Genomic DNA, 16,244 nt, shown 5'->3' on the forward strand with positions numbered 1-16,244 from the left:
ACAACGTTGATAAATTTAAAAATGAGCCGCCGCATGGAGCACTCTTTGCGTGGCGCCTTCTAGATTGGCCGGACAGCACCAACAGTCCAGCCAGACTCAATCACCCCATGCATGGGCCGCGTGCTTTGCATGCGCCAGGGCGGCGGTGCTCTGGAACTGCGGTCTGCCTCGCTCTCACGCCGCAGCGCCCTGCCGCATGATCTTCATCGCCGGAGGTGCCATGCCGTGGTCGGAATGAGCGACGCCAGGGACTGTCTGCACGCGCCAGCGCAGCGGCACACCCAGTTTGGCCGCCGCCGCACGCGCCTGTTCGTAGAAGTAATGGCCGCGCGCAAAAAGGTTCAGGCCCTGGGCTCTCGCCTCGGGATCGGTCGGCAGATTCGGATGGTTCGGGTCGATGTCTTTGTCGCCCAATAGGAGAACCACCTGCCGTGCAAATGCACGCTTCAAATCTTCATCCGTCGCCGCGACGTTGGCCAAGCCCCAGGGGAAATTGGCGTCGCGGTTGGGTAGCGTGTACGAACCGGCATTGGCACTGATGATCAGTTCGGCCTGTGATGCCTTTGCCAAAAGCATGTAGCGGTGCACGAACTGCGCACCGGCCGAGTGGCCGTACAGCGCAAATCGTTCACGGCGAGCTCCAAAGGCTTTACGCCCGATGGCGAAAGCATCGTCGACCACGCGAAATACCCACTGCTCGCTAGGCCGTATGTTCATCTTCTCGTCCACGACGTTTCCGAAGTTATAAAAGTTGCGCCCGGGAAACTTGGCCTGCGTGAACTCCGGCACCAGAACCAGGATGCCCGCATCCTCGGCGGGTTCCACCCATTCGCGGAGATAGCGGTCTGCGTCGCGGCGGACGCCATGCATGACGATGGCGACAGGGTCGTTCGGCTGCCAGCGCGCGGGGCGGTGGGCATGCAGGCGAATGTCGTCGGAGGTGGCGCCAAGGCCAGGTGCGGGAAAGTGCAGGACGTGCGATCCGGCAAGCAGCGTCCCGCCGGCAGACGGCGAGGAAACGCAGCCTATCAGCGGGAGGCCGGCGGCCAGAGCCAGTAGATGACGGCGTTGGGTCAGGTCAGTGATGGAAGCTTTCATTGCATACCTCGGGTTTTGCCACGGGTCTTGGGCGCGGGTGTTTTGCTGTGAGACGTCTGTGGACTTGCCTCAGCCGCAGCCGCCAAGGACGGCAGCGCCTCGAACAGATGCACGGCGCGGCGATGATTCAGGTCGAACCGGCGCCATGCGCACACTTCGACTGGCACATGAAAGCACTCCGCTCCGACGATGCGCAGAACACCGGTCACCAACTCATCGGCCACGCTGCTGCGCGGCAGCCAGGCCACGCCCAATCCTTGCAGGCAAAGCGCCTTGAGCGTCTCCGCCAAAGGCGATTCAGCGCGCGGCAGTAAGCGCGCGCCGATCTGCGTGAGCACACGGTCAAGCAGTGCCGCCGAAAAAGTGAAAGGCGAATACCGGAGCAGGGGCACCTCGCGTGAGCGCTGCAGATCGCAGCGACCGTCTTCATCGACAAAAGCGCGCGATGCGACTGGAACCAATGCATCGTGAGCGACGATACGGCGTTCGTAATCCTTGGTGCGCGTTTCGGGCCTGAGCTGCGAATAGCCCACCAGCAACTGTGCGCCGCCCCCGTCGAGCTCGTCAAAGTGTGACTCAACACCTTGAACACTGGGCACGATCTCGACTGTCAGCGAGGGCTCATTGCGCATCAACGGTGCGATCAGCTCCGGCACGGTGCGCGATGCCAGCGTGTGCAGGGCCAGCACTCGCACACGCTGGCCGTTCTCGCCCGATGCTTGGCGAAGGTCGGCGCGCATCGCTTGCATCGATGCCACTGTCTGGCGTGCCAACCCCATGAACTCCTGCCCATATGGCGTGAGCTGCACCGGGTAGACGGCTCTGTTGACAAGTGGAACTCCAACCCATTGTTCGAGTGCGCGAATGCGGCGGCTGAGCGCAGGCTGTGTGACGTGCCGATCCGCGGCCGCCGCCGAAAAGCTGCCGTTGTGCACCAACGCAAGAAGATCTTCCAGCCACTTCATTTCCATCTTGTTGTCTCCTGGTGCGATGGGCCTTGCGGTCGACGGCGTGTTGCAATGAATCGGCTGCGTCCGCAGTGTTCAACTTGCCCCCGTCATGGCAGCTCACGCCTGGGCGCCATGTGATGATCGCGCGCGGATGCCCGTCCCATGGCATTTCCACCCAGGCCAGCGGCTGAACGACGCCACGGTCCAGCGCAGCGGGCAGAGCTTGCAAAAGGCAGCATCGGGCAGTCGTCCCAGTTTTATCAAGTGTCAGACACTGTAGAGACCGGCGGCATACAGACTATGCCTATTTGGTATATATCTGATTAAACGTAACCTTTCGTGCCTGGATGTTGGCGCGAATCATCGGTGGTATGCGCGGCGGGTGATCCACCAACTTCAGGTCAGCGCATTGAAGGGCCTCGTAACGCTTGAATGTGACGTCAGCACTCAGAGGTATGTCTTGAAGCTGCCAGCTGTGATGTCCATCGCCCCCAATGACGGGTGAACCGTGCTGCAGGGCATCAACCGGAGGCCGTGAACCAGCGGGCCAGGACCGCATGCAACTGCGCGGGTGAGAGGGGCTTACGGAAAACGAGGTAGCCTTCTTCCTCTGCCTGTGCCAGCGCGGCCGATTGGTGCTCGCCGCTCACGAGCGCGCCACGCGCTGCAGGGCACCGCCGCAGCAACTCCTGCAGCAGCTCGAAGCCACTCTGGCCACCGGCAAGGCGCTGATCACACAGAACGGCCCCTGGCGGCAAGGGGCCCGCGTCCACGATCTGCAGTGCTTGCTGTGCCGTGGCTGCCAGGTCAACCTCCAGCCCCCAGGAGCGCAAAAGGGCGGCCACCGCCGTCGCCACCTGCGGATCGTCTTCGACCAGCAGGCAGCGTCCCGACAAGGAACCCATCCGCTCCTGCCATGACACATCGCCCGGCGACTTGCCATCCTGCGGCAGGGCCTCCGGCGCCGCGTCGAGCGAGAGCCAGAAGCACGACCCCCGGCCCGGCGTCGACTGAAAGCCATAGGTGGCACCGATCAGTCGGGCCGAGCGCGCCACCACCGAGAGGCCCAGGCCATGGCCGGCCACCTCCTGCGTCCAGCGGGCGCCGCCGCGATAGAACGGGGCATAGAGGCGATGCTGGTCCTCCAGCGGCACGCCAGGGCCTGTGTCGCGAACTTCGATCCGCCATTGCGTACCGCGCGCGCGAATCCCGACCAGCATGCCGCCGCTCGAGGTGTAGCGCAGCGCGTTCTGAACGAGGTTGAAAATCATCTGCCGCAGTAGCGTGCCATCGGTGTGCACGGTGGGCAGTCGGCGGCGTGGCAGGCCGAACCGCAGTCGCAGCCCCCGCCGCTGCGCATCCGGACCGAACACCGTCGCCACGTCGCCGAATACGGTGGTCAGCGCCACGGGCTCGCGCCGAACTTCGTAGGTACCCGATTCCAGGCGCGACAGGTCGAGCAACGCATCGAACATGAAGGAGAGGGACCGGGCGCAATCTTGGATGCCGTCGAGCACCGGCACGAGCTGCGCATCGGTATTGCGCTGAATCGCCGTCTCCATCAGCAGGCCCAATGCGTGCAGTGGCTGGCGCAGGTCATGGCTGGCCGTGGCATAGAACCGGTTCTTTTCCTCCAGCGCGCGCTCCGCTTCCTCCTTGGCCGCTCGGTAACGTTCTGCGAGCTGCAACCGCTGGCGCTCCATTTCCACCTGCTGCACGACGAATCGGCGCGACCCCCAGGCATGTCGCAAGATCACGCCGCCAAAGAGAGCCACCAGCGCGAGCATGGCCTGCCAGCGCTCGGGGAAATACCATGTCACGGCGGCCAGGATCGGACCGTACGTCGCCACGAAAAACGGAAAGAAAACGCGGGGCTGGGGCGCGAGGAAAGTCGTGCCGGAGGCGATCACCGCACACATGACGAGGTACACCAGGAGCCGGAAATCCTGGGGTGCTCCCTGTGTGAGTGCGATGGGCACGACCCAGAGCAAACCGTCCGCCACTGCCAGCACCTGGAAGATCCGTTCCCAGCGAGGCACCACCTCAGCATCGGGCCGCGCGGCGTCGCGGCGGAAGCGCCACTGCAGGACCAACAGCAGGCCCGCGAAGGCGAGGAATGCCCCCCACCACAAGAGCATCTGGCCGGATGGTGCTCCGCTGCGCGCAAGCAGCCATGTCAGTACGCCCGGGATGACGAGCGCAGGAATCTCCGAGGCCCCGCCACGCGATGCGAACGATTGAAGCAGGCGCCGCCTTACTGCCAGGTCGAGCGCTGCGTTGGATGTTTGGTCTTCGGCAGCGGGCTCGGTGTGCCACGCGTCGGGACAGCGGCTGTCGGGTGCGATCAGCATCTACGATAGGACTGCACGATAGTCGATACGGTGTCCATGGTGGGGCATCGCACGCGCCTCGCATGGCGTGCGCGCGCGCCCAGGGGGCACGAGGTTCAGGGTGCCAAGGTGTTCAGTTCCGCGCTGCTGCAGGGACGTTGCAAGCCGGGCGCCGTGATATCGAAACGGACGCAAATGCCGATATCGCCCGGCCGACCGGGAGTCGTGTTGGTTATCAGATGGCCTTTGGAGTCCACTTCGAAGCGATAATTGTTGTAGGCGACGGGCTGCCCGTTGTCGCAGGAATAGGTGCCCGAGCTTTCGATGCCTCGGCCCGCGATGCGGTAGGTGCCTGTGTATAAGCAGCTGTGGGAGCCGCTAAACCCGTAATTCAACCGGAACTGGCCGTCGCGCGCGGAAAACGACAGCACGGCGGGATACCCCGTCACGCTGGTGCCGCCAATGTTCCGGATCCGATAGTTTTGATTGAAGCGTGCCGTGTGGTTCTCGTACTGGAACCGCGCGATTCGGCGAGGGGTGTCGCCCGGCAGGGTCACCGTTCCCGTCGTTGCAGAATCGAAATCGATGCGCATCTGCCCGAGGTCGGCCGCTTCCTCGCCGTGACCTTGGGCGCCACCGAGTACGGGGCCGTTGCGAAACTCGCGCAGGTCGCCAGAGAAAGCCGTCTGTCCATCAGCGCGCACACCGCCGGCTTGCAGAAAGAGCGAGGAACCATCCGGCCGGTAGCCGACATAGGTCACGACCATCGCCTTGCCTTGCTGTGTGTCGATCTGCAGGCTGCGGCCCGGTCTGCCGTCCACCTCACCCTCGAAGCCCCAGATGCCGGGTTCCGGCTCGGTCTTGACGCCGTTTCGACCGAAGTCGCAAAGGGAGGGCCAGCCGATCAGGACGGCGCCTCCCAGACACCCACCGAACAGTTCGGAACGCTCACCGTTGCGCCACAGCGTTCCAGTGAAAAGGCCATCCGCCTGCATCACGAAATGCTCGGCACGGTAGGTGCCCGTCGTAGTGCCCTCCGCTTCCGTGGTGCAGGTGAACGTGCCATCGGACGAAACGCCAGAGCCTGCGGGCTGGGACGTACCCGCATAGCTGCAACGGGGGAAACCCGGACCTGACTGTGGATTGATCGTCTCCATGGCGAACTGCCCGCCCTGTAATTTCAAAGACAGCTCCAACGGATCGTTCTGGGCTGCAGCGACGGCTGCATAAGATCGCACGCCGATCGGAAAGCGTGTGAGCCGCTCGGTAGGGTCCTCGTAACGGTAACGTGAAATGCGCCGCGGAGTGTCACCCGGCAGCGTGACTGTGCCCGAGGTGGGGGTGTCGAAGACAACCTGCACCGGGCCTGCTGTGGCCGCCTCCTCGCCTTGGCCGACACCTGCGCCGATGACCGGACCATTGCGGAATTCGCGCAAGGTGCCGTTGAAGCTCGAAGATCCTCCCGGGCGCGCACCTCCCGCTTGCAGGAAGAAAGACGATCCATCCGCGCGATAGCCGAGATAGGAGACGGCCATGGATCGGCCGTACTGCGTATCGATGTGCAGGCTGCGGCCTGGTCGGCCATCCAATTCGCCGTCGAAACTCCACATGCCAGGCTCGGGCTCTGCCGTCTGCGCCCAGGCCGGTGAAGCACAGGCAGCCATCAAACCCGTCAGGATGAAGGCCGAGGTGAATGGGCGGTTCGTTGGTGCGTTGTGCATGTGAAACCCTTTGGAAGAGCGAAGAATTTGAGGAAGCAGCACTGGAACACGTCGATTCCGTATTGCCTATCCCTCCGTGGTGGGGTGAATTGCACTGGAGGTTACAGGTTACGCGTGGGCTTGGAACTTGGCCACACCCGAAAAAGTAGGACATAATCTGGGTTTTCTGCCCGAGGGGTGTCCGAAAAACCTCTTGTGCATCAAGAAGTTGAGTCGGAAGCGAGCATTCGTTTCCCGCTCCGTTTTGCAAGGGAAGCTTCGGCTTCCCTTTTCTATTGCGCGAGTCGGTTGCTCTTTGGATTGGCCGATCCGCATTGGCAGCGTTGCGCACCTGCGTGGCCCGGGTTACGCTTGAATGCAAGGTGCGCACCGCGCAGCCGGCGCCCCGATGGTGAAATTGGTAGACACTGCGGACTTAAAATCCGCCGCTTCCTGAAAAGGGGCGTGCCGGTTCGACCCCGGCTCGGGGCACCACTACGATTCGATCATGTCAAGTTACAACGCTCCCTTTGAAATCCATGTCCACGGCCAGGTGCAGTTGCGGGCCGATACGGGGTTCGACCAGTTGCAAGAGGCCTTGAAGCCGCTCTGGAAGTACGCCGGGGCCCGTTCCTTGGCCGATGGTGCGGCGAGCGCCTATGAGGAAGAGCCCGGCATCCAGTTCGACGCCAAGGAGCACACCCTGCAGATCTGCTGGACGGTGCGCGGTGACGAGGACTTCCGCCAGTCGCTCGACGAGATGTGCATGAGCCTCAACGAGTTGTCGGAGCAGGGCGCGGCCATCGAGGTTACGTTCTATGACACCGACTTCGACGAGGACGAAGAGGATGACGGCACCGAAGCGCGTGACGACTTCCTCATGCTGTTCGTGGGGCCAACCCCCGCGGCCATCATGCAGGTGCAGCGCGATCTGCTCGTTCAGGATGTCGTGAACATGATGGAGCGCCACTTCGATGGCGCCGAGCTGGGCGGCGTGGTGGCCGAGATCGACAAGCTGTTCTCGCAGCGTTTCGATGCCCTGGTGAACTCGCTGGAGATCGGCAAGCCGCCACGCGGCAGTGGCGGTTCCGGTGGTGGCCATGGCGGCAGTGGCGGGCGCCGTCCCCGCCATCTGCACTGAGAACACCCCCGTTTTTCCGAACGATCCAATGGCCTCTCATCCAGAGGCGGCCAGCGGGTCAGGGCCGATGGCGATCGAACTGCCTTACCTTCGTGCGTACCCGGATGCCTTGCAGGATCAGGTGCGCACGCTCATCGCCGAAGGGGGCCTGGCGGCCCTGCTGCAGCGGCGCTATCCCCAGGCGCATGCCGTGCGCACCGACAAGGCACTGTACCAATACGCCGCCGACCTGAAGGCGCAGCATCTGCGCAAGGCCGATACGGTGCAGAAAGTGGTGTTCGACAGCAAGATCCATGTGGTGCGGCACGCGCTGGGGCTGCACACCTCGTCGGCGCGCGTGCAGGGCGGGCGCCTGACGGCGCGGCACGAGATCCGCATCGCCTCCATGTTCAAGCAGGCACCGGAAGAGTTTCTGCGCATGATCGTCGTGCACGAACTGGCCCACTTGCGCGAGAAGGACCACGACAAGGCCTTCTACCAGTTGTGCGAGCACATGGAGCCCCGCTACCACCAGTATGAGTTCGATACGCGGTTGTATCTGACCCACATTGAGCATGCGGGTGAGCGCCTCTGGGGCGTCTGATGGCCTTTGCGTATGCTATTGTTTTTGTAGCTAGACGCCGGGAGCTTTATTGCGCCGGAGCCCGATTGGCTTCATGAACCATTGCAGCTTCACCTGCACCTGCACCGTCCGCCGGCACGGTGGCCGTGCTGCAGCATCGGGCCGGTAGCTGCAGCCAGCGCTGTGCTGCGGCCTGCAGGGGCGGCAGCGAGCCCGTGGTGATCAGTTGCATGCGGTCGCATGCGGCGGGGATCTCGTCGCCCGGGTCCGCCAGGAGGCCGGTCGCCTGCAGCAGGCGGCGGGTTTGCCTGGCAACCGGCTCGCCGGTGTCCACCAGGCGCACCGCCGGGCCGATGAGGGCGCGCAACTCCTCGTCGGCGAACACATAGTGGGTGCAGCCCAGCACCAGGGTGTCGATGTGGCCTGCCGTGGTGCCGAACGCACCCATGGCGGCGATGTAGCGCGTGCACAGTTCGCGCACCTCGGAGGATTCGGCGGCTTCAGGCACCGCATGTTCAGTGCTGCGTTCGATGGCGTAGGCCAGCCCGTCGCAGGGCTGCACCACGAATTCGGCCTGCGATTGCAGCGACCCCAGCAGCAACGCGAACTTGCCGCTGGTGAGCGTGCCCCGTGTGCCGATGACGCCGATGCGCCCGGTCTGGCTGAGCGCCACCGCGGGCTTGATGGCCGGCTCCAGGCCGACGAGGGGCAGGTCCGGGCATTGGGTCCGGACCTCGTGAATGGCGGCGGCGGTGGCCGTGTTGCAGGCGACCACCAGGGCCTTGATGCCGTGCACCGCCTGCAGGTAGCGGGTGATGGCGTGGGTGCGCGCGGCGACATAGGCGTCGCCCCGCTCGCCGTAGGGCGCGTGACCACTGTCCGCCAGGTAGACGAAGCGCTCGTGCGGCAGTTCGGCCTGTAGCGCGCGCAGCACGCTCAGGCCGCCGATGCCGCTGTCGAACACACCGATGGGGCGTTGCTGCGAGGTGGGCGTCATGCGTGCCTTGGTGCGATGTGAACGGAAAAATCAGACAACTCCGGCGGCCCCAGCGGCTGCCGGGCCGACCCGCGGCCGAGGGCCGCCACCAAGCCACGCCTGGAGCCGCCGCCATGGCCGGAGAGGGCGTTCAAGCGGCGACGAGGTCGATGGACTTGAACTCGCCCGTGGCGATGCGCTTTTGCCATTCGGCCGGGCCGGTGATGTGGGCGCTGGTGCCGCCGGCGTCCACGGCCACGGTCACGGGCATGTCCACCACGGTGAACTCGTAGATGGCTTCCATGCCCAGATCGGCAAAGCCGACGACCTTGGCTTCCTTGATGGCCTTGCTGACCAGGTAGGCGGCGCCGCCCACGGCCATCAGGTAGGCGCTCTGGTGCTTCTTGATGGCTTCGATGGCGACCGGGCCGCGCTCGGACTTGCCGATCATCGAGATCAGGCCCGTTTCGGCTAGCATCATCTCGGTGAACTTGTCCATGCGCGTGGCGGTGGTCGGGCCGGCGGGGCCCACGGCCTCGTCCTTGACCGGGTCCACGGGGCCCACGTAGTAGATGACGCGGTTGGTGAAATCCACGGGCAGCTTCTCGCCCTTGGCCAGCATGTCCTGGATGCGCTTGTGCGCGGCATCGCGGCCGGTGAGCATCTTGCCGTTGAGCAGTAGCGTGTCGCCCGGCTTCCAGCTCGCCACTTCTTCCTTGGTGAGGGTGTCCAGGTTGACGCGGCGGCTCTTGTTGTAGTCGGGCGCCCAGTCGATCTTGGGCCACAGGTCGAGCGAAGGCGCCTCCAGATAGGCGGGGCCGGAGCCGTCCAGCACGAAGTGCGCGTGGCGCGTGGCGGCGCAGTTGGGGATCATCGCCACGGGCTTGGAGGCCGCGTGCGTGGGGTACATCTTGACCTTGATGTCCAGCACGGTGCTCAGGCCGCCCAGGCCCTGCGCGCCGATGCCCAGGGCGTTGACCTTCTCGTACAGCTCCAGGCGCAGTTCCTCGACCTGGTCGAGCTTTTTCGCCGCGCGCGGCCTTGGCCTGCAACTCGTACATGTTCAGGTCGTCCATCAGGCTTTCCTTGGCCAGCAGCACGGCTTTTTCCGCCGTGCCGCCGATGCCGATGCCCAGCATGCCGGGCGGGCACCAGCCGGCGCCCATCGTGGGCACGGTCTTGAGCACCCAGTCCACCAGGTTGTCGCTGGGGTTCATCATGACCATCTTGGACTTGTTCTCGCTGCCGCCGCCCTTGGCCGCGACGGTGATGTCCACGGTGTCGCCCGGAACGATCTGCGTGAAGATCACCGCGGGCGTGTTGTCCTTGGTGTTCTTGCGGGCGAACTGCGGGTCGGCCACGACGCTGGCGCGCAGCGTGTTGTCGGGGTGGTTGTAGCCGCGGCGCACGCCTTCGTTGATGGCGTCTTCCAGGCCGCCGGGAAAGCCTTCCCAGCGCACGTCCATGCCGATCTTCAGGAACACGTTGACGATGCCGGTGTCCTGGCAGATGGGGCGCTGGCCGGTGGCGCTCATCTTGCTGTTGGTGAGGATCTGCGCCATCGCGTCCTTGGCCGCCGGGCTCTGCTCGCGCTCGTAGGCGCGCGCCAGGTGGGCGATGAAGTCGGCGGGGTGGTAGTAGCTGATGTACTGCAGGGACGCAGCAACGGACTCCACGAGGTCGTGGTACCGGATGGTCGTGGTCATGGTGGGGTGTGTTTTTGGGGAAAGAACGAACCGCGCAATTATCGCCGCCCGCTCCGGACGGCGCTGGCGGCGGTCAGCCGCGGGGGGCGGCGTCGAACGGCAGGCTTTCGAGCGCCTCGAGCCCGCCGATCACGGAGGGCGCGAAATCCGCCGAGCCTTCCGGCTTGTCGCCCTGGGCCCAGGCTAGCAGCACGTCCGCCGGCATGGGGCGGGCGTAGAAAAAGCCCTGCAGCTCGTCGCAACGCATGGCCAGCAGGATGTCGCGCTGGCCGCTGGTTTCCACGCCCTCGGCCACCACGCGCAGGCCCAGGGCGTGGGCCAGCCGCACCACGGCATCGACCACGGCGCGGGCGTCTTCTTCGTGTTCGAGGTCGTTCACGAAGCTGCGGTCGATCTTGAGCTGCTGGGCCGGCAGCTGGCGCAGGTAATTCAGGCTCGAGTAGCCGGTGCCGAAGTCGTCGATGGACAGGAACACGCCGATGCGCGCCAGGCCTTCGAAGGTGCGCTGCGTGGCCTTGGTGTCTTCCATGGCCACCGATTCGGTGATCTCGCACAGCAGTTGCGAGGAATCCAGGCCATGGAACTGCAGGGCGTGCTCGATGCGCTCGGCCAGCCCGCTTTCGCGCAGCTGGTGCACCGACAGGTTGATCGCCACGCGCATGCGCAGGCCGCTGCGCGCCCAGTCGGCCATCTGCCGGCACGCCTCTTCGATGACCCAGGCGCCCAGCTGGCCGATCAGCCCGAAGCGCTCGGCCAGGCCGATGAACACCAGCGGGCTCACCATGCCGCGCTTCGGGTGGTGCCAGCGCAGCAGGGCTTCCACGCCGTTGATGCGGCCGCGCTTGCCGTCGATCTTGGGCTGGTAGTGCAGGGCGAGCTCGCCGCGCGACAGGGCGTGGCGCAGGTCGTTCTGCAGCTCCAACTGGTCGGACGCGTCGGAGCCCATGTGGGGTTCGAACATGGCGTAGCCGTTGCCGCCCGCGCGCTTGGCGGCATACATGGCGGCATCGGCATTGGCGACCAGCTTGTCGCGGTCGCCGTGGTCGGGGTGCAGCACCACGCCGATGGAGCAGCCGATCTGCACCTGCCGGCCCGCCACATGGAAGGGCAGGGCGAGCGCTGCCAGGATGCGGTTGGCCACCACAATGCAGTCGGCCGTGTTGCCCACGTCTTCCAGCAGCAGCAGGAACTCGTCGCCGCCCACGCGGGCCACCGTGTCGCTTTCGCGCGCTTCGGCGCGCAGGCGCTGGGCGGCTTCCGACAGGATGGCGTCGCCTGCGGCATGGCCGAAGGAGTCGTTGATGGGCTTGAAGCCGTCCAGGTCCACGAACAGCACGGCCAGGCGGTCCAGCACGCGGTGGTGGTTGGTGCGCTCCAGGCGCAGCAGCGCATGGGCGAGCCGGTCTTCGAACAGCAGGCGGTTGGGCAGGCCGGTGAGCGCATCGGCGAACGCGCGCTTTTGCAGCTCGGCATTGGCCTGCTGCAGCTTGGCGTTGCTGTCCTGGAGCGACTGGGTGAGCCGGCGCGCGACGTTCTGCAGCCGCGCATCGAGGATGGAGATGAACAGCGTGCTGAGCATCAGCAGCAGCGTGAAGATCGCCACCATGGCGGCCAGCCCCGAGCCGCCCAGCGAATCGGCGCTCAGGCACACGGTGCCCTGCGGGAACTGGGCGGCGGCCATGCCGATGTAGTGCATGCCGCAGATGGCCAGCGCCATCACCAGCGATGCCGCGGCCTGGAACATCCTGCGCCGGTGGCCATGCATGCCCCGCAGGGCCTGGAACAGGTAGAGTGCCGTGGCCGAGGCCAGCACCGCCACGGCCACCGACAGGGCGACATAGAAGCCGTTCCACACGATGCCGATGGACAGGTGCATGGCGCGCATGCCGATGTAGTGCATCGCGCTGATGCCCGCGCCCATGGCGAGCGCCCCGACGGCCAGGTGCCGATGCCGCACGCGCTCCATGCTGGCCAGGCCCAGCGCGACGGCCGATGCCGCCACGGCGGCCAGCCAGGACAGGGCGGTGATCGCGGGGGTGAAGCCCAGGGCGATGGGCAGTTCGAACGCCAGCATGCCCAGGAAATGCATGGACCAGATGCCCGTGCCCATCACCAGCGAACCCGCGGCCCACCAGGCCAGTCCGATGCGGCTGTGGGAGGTGCGCACGCGGCGTGCCAGGTTGAGCGTGACGTACGAGGCCAGCACCGCCACGGCGAACGACGCTGCGACCACCAGGGGATCGTGGTGCGACGGCAGGAAGCCGGTCAGCGGTGGGGCGAGCGGGGAGGGCATGGAAGGTGCGGCGGCAGTGGGGCGCCAAAGGTGTCCAAGTGTATCCACCGCAGGCTCTCCCGGGGGCCGGGAGGGTCTCTGCGCCACGCGGTCCCCACCGATGAGAATGGTTTTGTTTCGCGTTATGCTTTTGGACGATGCGCACCCTTGTGCGCCTTTCGTTTCTTCACCACCGGACCCGCCAGACATGACCTCCCGCATCGAACGCGACACCTTCGGCCCCATCGAGGTGCCGGCCCATCAGCTCTGGGGCGCGCAGACGCAGCGATCGCTGCAGAACTTCGACATCTCCGGCGAGCAGCAGCCGCGCGAGATCATCCGGGCCCTGGCGCAGGTTAAGCGCGCCTCGGCCGTGGTCAACCAGGCGCTGGGCCTGCAGGACGCGAAGAAGACCGACGCCATCGTGGCCGCGGCCGACGAGGTGATCGCCGGCCGGCATCCGGGCGAGTTCCCGCTCGTGGTCTGGCAGACGGGCTCGGGCACGCAGACCAACATGAACGTCAACGAGGTGCTGGCCAACCGCGCCAGCGAGATCCTGGGCGGCGAGCGCGGCGAGGCCCGCCTGGTGCACCCCAACGACGATGTGAACCGCAGCCAGTCGAGCAACGACGTGTTTCCCACCGCCATGCACGTGGCCGCGGTGGAGGCGCTCACGCACCGGCTGCTGCCCGCCCTGGCCAAGCTGCGCGCCACGCTGGCGAAAAAGGCCGAGGACTTCGACGGCATCGTGAAGATCGGCCGCACCCACCTGCAGGACGCCACCCCGCTCACGCTGGGCCAGGAGTTCTCGGGCTACGTGGCGCAGCTCGATCACGGTGAGCGCCACGTGCGCGCCGCGCTGCCGCACCTGTGCGAACTGGCCCTGGGCGGCACCGCCGTGGGCACCGGCCTGAACGCCCCCAAGGGCTACGCCGAGCAGGCCGCCGCCGAGCTGGCGCGCCTGACCGGGCTGCCGTTCGTCACGGCGCCCAACAAGTTCGAGGCCCTGGCCTCGGTCGATGCGCTGGTGCATGCGCACGGCGCGCTCAAGACCCTGGCCGCCAGCCTGATGAAGATCGCCAACGACGTGCGCTGGCTGGCGAGCGGCCCGCGCAGCGGCATCGGCGAGCTGAGCATTCCCGAGAACGAGCCCGGCTCGTCCATCATGCCGGGCAAGGTCAACCCCACGCAGAGCGAGGCGGTGACCATGCTGGCCGCCCAGGTGTTCGGCAACGACGTGGCCATCAACTTCGGCGGTGCCTCGGGCAATTTCGAGCTGAACGTGTTCCGCCCCATGGTGGCCCACAACTTCCTGCAGAGCGTGCGCCTGCTGGCCGATGGCATGGTGAGCTTCAACGACCACTGCGCCGTGGGCATCGAGCCCAACCGCGACCGCATCACCGAGTTGGTGGACCGCTCGCTGATGCTGGTGACCGCGCTCAACACGCACATCGGCTACGACAAGGCCGCCTTCATCGCCAAGAAGGCGCACAAGGAAGGCACCAGCCTGCGCGAGGCGGCCGTGGCTTCGGGCCACGTCACCGGCGAGCAGTTCGACCAATGGGTCGTTCCGGGGAACATGGTCGGCCGCTGAGCGGGCACTGAAAAGGCGCCAGCGCCCCGTCGCCCGCCGGCTCAGTGCGTAGTCTTGCGCGCGCGCTTACGCGCGCGCGGGGCGCGCACCGGCCGGTCCTGGTGCCGCAGGAACGCCAGCAGCCGGCGCTCGGCGGCCTGCAGCGCGCGCGGCGTGTTCGTGCCGCCGATGCGCTCCCACAGCACCTGCATGTCTGGCCCGGCGTCGGAAGTGAGCCGCGATCCCAGCGCCAGCACCGAGGGGTGCACGTACGACTTCTTGCACACGGCCGGCGTGTTGCCCAGCTGCCGCGCCACTTCGATCAGGATGTGCTTGGCCGTCACCGCGGGCGCGCCGGGCTGGGGCGAGCAGGCCAGCCGCGTCAGCTCCAGCGCCTGCACGGTGCCGTGCCAGGTGCGGAAGTCCTTGGCGGTGAAGTGCTCGCCCTCCTGCGTGCCGGTGATCTCGCGCAGGTAGTCGTTCACGTCGCCCGAATCGACGGCATGCAGCGCGCCGTCCTCTCCCTCGTACTGGAACAGTTCCTGGCCCGGCAGCTGCTGGCAGCGGCGCACCACGCGGGCCACGCGCGGGTCGTCGAGCGTGGCCTCCTGTTGCACGCCGCTCTTGCCGCGAAACCGCAGCTGTAGTTGGTTGCCGCGCAGCGCCGCATGGCGGGTGCGCAAGGTGGTCAGGCCGTAGGAGCGGTTGGTGCTGGCGTATTCCTCGTTGCCCACGCGCAGGTAGGTGGTGTCCAGCAGGCGCACCAGCGTGGCGAGCACCCGCTCGCGGGACAGGGTGGGGCCCGACTTGGCCCGCAGGTCGCGCGCCACCCGGGCGCGGATGCGGGGCAGGGCGCGGCCGAAGGCCTGCATGCGTTCGAACTTGGCCTCGTCGCGCTGCAGGCGCCAGTCGGCGTGGTAGCGGTACTGGCGCCGGCCGCGCGCATCCAGCCCCGTGGCCTGCAGGTGGCCGTTGGGCAGCGGGCAGATCCACACCTCGGTATAGGCGGGCGGGATGGCCAGGCGCTGGATGCGGGTGATCTCGTCCGGGTCGGTCAGCCATTGGCCGTCGGGCTGGCGGTAGCGAAAGCCGTCGCCCGTGCCGGCATGGCCGTCGTGCAGCTCATCGGGGTGCAGCACGATGCTCTGCCCCGGCAGGCTGTGGCGGCCCGCGCGCTGGTAGCGAAAACTCTGCACGCCCGCCAGCGTGCGGCCGAGGGCATACGTGTCGTGCCGGTGCGGCGCATACCCGTGGCCCTGGAAGTACGCCTCGATGCAGGGCATGCGGTCCGCGTCGCCCGCCTGCACCACCCAATCCCGGCGCGTGGGCAGCCCGTTGGCGGTCATGGCGCTGGCATTGCCGACGGCACCGCCGCCGGGCCCCGGTATTCCACCGCGATGAACTGCGTGGCCTGCGCGGGGTTGAAGTTGTCGTCGCTCACGAACACGATCACCCGCCCGCCCCCGGCCAGCGGCGGGCCCCAGGCCATGCCCTCCAGGTTGTCCAGCGGGCCCGCGCCCAGGTGGTCCAGGTCGGCCACCAGCGTCTTCGGCACGGCGGTGTGGTTGCCGTGCGCGCCCTGGGCATCCAGCGCTTCCAGCGCTTCCAGCGCGAGCGTGTCACTGCCCGCGCGCGTGTCGATGCGGTACAGCCGCGCGGAAAAGCCCGCCCCCGCGCTGTAGCTGCGCTCCAGCACCAGCAGGTGGTGCGGCCCGTCCGCGAGCACCTCGCTCACCCCGTTCAATTGCGGGCCCCACGGGATGCGCCGGGCGTGCGGCACCGCGTCCGGCACATAGGCGATCTGCCGCAATGGCCGGCCGCTCGCCACGTCCATCGCCGTGATGCGCAGCGGCCCGCCCGGGGCCTCGGGCGTGGGGCGCGGGCCGTCCTGGACCCAGGCTGTTTCCATGGCCAGCCAGGCCGTGCGGCCGTCCCG

At 66.7% G+C, this 16,244-nt stretch carries 11 protein-coding genes, 1 tRNA gene and 1 pseudogene; 4 read left to right on the top strand and 9 right to left on the bottom strand.

The genetic code is table 11. The features are described from left to right. Positions 1-174: 174 nt before the first annotated feature. From AC27KI_RS01695 to AC27KI_RS01710, 4 genes are all read right to left on the bottom strand, one after another. The gene (locus AC27KI_RS01695) at positions 175-1,098 is read right to left on the bottom strand and encodes an alpha/beta fold hydrolase (protein WP_487112268.1); all 924 of its coding nucleotides are present in this window, start codon (positions 1,096-1,098) and stop codon (positions 175-177) included. Further along, positions 1,095-2,069 (bottom strand): LysR family transcriptional regulator, encoded by a 975-nt coding sequence (locus tag AC27KI_RS01700; RefSeq protein ID WP_487112270.1) that lies wholly within the window; start codon positions 2,067-2,069, stop codon positions 1,095-1,097. The genes AC27KI_RS01695 and AC27KI_RS01700 overlap by 4 nt, the downstream gene beginning before the upstream one ends. Positions 2,070-2,569: 500 nt before the next feature. Then, positions 2,570-4,399: an ATP-binding response regulator gene (locus tag AC27KI_RS01705; protein WP_487112272.1), complete on the bottom strand. Its 1,830-nt coding sequence runs from the start codon at positions 4,397-4,399 to the stop codon at positions 2,570-2,572. Between the two features lie 95 nt (positions 4,400-4,494). Next, entirely contained in the window at positions 4,495-6,099 is a 1,605-nt protein-coding gene (locus AC27KI_RS01710) for a hypothetical protein (RefSeq protein WP_487112274.1), read from the bottom strand. A gap of 382 nt (positions 6,100-6,481) precedes the next feature. On the opposite strand from AC27KI_RS01710, the gene AC27KI_RS01715 reads away from it, so the two are divergent. The 3 genes from AC27KI_RS01715 (at position 6,482) to AC27KI_RS01725 (ending at position 7,802) form a co-directional block, all read left to right on the top strand. Next, positions 6,482-6,573, top strand: a tRNA-Leu gene (locus AC27KI_RS01715). Between the two features lie 13 nt (positions 6,574-6,586). Further along, on the top strand, positions 6,587-7,219 hold the full coding sequence (locus AC27KI_RS01720) for a DUF6806 family protein (RefSeq protein WP_272564201.1): 633 nt from the start codon (positions 6,587-6,589) through the stop codon (positions 7,217-7,219). A gap of 28 nt (positions 7,220-7,247) precedes the next feature. After that, on the top strand, positions 7,248-7,802 hold the full coding sequence (locus AC27KI_RS01725) for a M48 metallopeptidase family protein (RefSeq protein ID WP_284428902.1): 555 nt from the start codon (positions 7,248-7,250) through the stop codon (positions 7,800-7,802). 46 nt (positions 7,803-7,848) lie between these two features. Here the strand turns inward: AC27KI_RS01725 and murI are convergent, their stop codons facing one another. The 3 genes and pseudogenes from murI to AC27KI_RS01740 all read right to left on the bottom strand — a co-directional run bounded on the left by murI (position 7,849) and on the right by AC27KI_RS01740 (position 12,756). Continuing rightward, positions 7,849-8,778, bottom strand: a complete 930-nt coding sequence (murI, locus tag AC27KI_RS01730; protein ID WP_487089624.1) for a glutamate racemase — start codon at positions 8,776-8,778, stop codon at positions 7,849-7,851. 130 nt (positions 8,779-8,908) lie between these two features. Continuing rightward, positions 8,909-10,463: pseudogene (locus tag AC27KI_RS01735) on the bottom strand (fumarate hydratase). Positions 10,464-10,536: 73 nt separating this feature from the next. Then, positions 10,537-12,756: a putative bifunctional diguanylate cyclase/phosphodiesterase gene (locus AC27KI_RS01740; RefSeq protein ID WP_487089625.1), complete on the bottom strand. Its 2,220-nt coding sequence runs from the start codon at positions 12,754-12,756 to the stop codon at positions 10,537-10,539. 187 nt (positions 12,757-12,943) lie between these two features. Here AC27KI_RS01740 and fumC point away from each other — a divergent pair, with 187 nt between their 5' ends. Next, positions 12,944-14,329, top strand: a complete 1,386-nt coding sequence (gene fumC / locus AC27KI_RS01745; protein ID WP_487089626.1) for a class II fumarate hydratase — start codon at positions 12,944-12,946, stop codon at positions 14,327-14,329. Positions 14,330-14,370: 41 nt separating this feature from the next. Here fumC and AC27KI_RS01750 read toward each other — a convergent pair whose 3' ends face one another. Together AC27KI_RS01750 and AC27KI_RS01755 are read right to left on the bottom strand one after the other, a co-directional pair. Continuing rightward, entirely contained in the window at positions 14,371-15,654 is a 1,284-nt protein-coding gene (locus AC27KI_RS01750) for an AraC family ligand binding domain-containing protein (RefSeq protein ID WP_487112276.1), read from the bottom strand. Further along, positions 15,651-16,244 (bottom strand): esterase-like activity of phytase family protein (locus AC27KI_RS01755; protein ID WP_487112278.1); only part of this gene is annotated, 594 nt, incomplete at its 5' end. The genes AC27KI_RS01750 and AC27KI_RS01755, both read right to left, overlap by 4 nt.

The sequence above is a fragment of the Acidovorax sp. KPB24-03 genome, assembly GCF_057546605.1.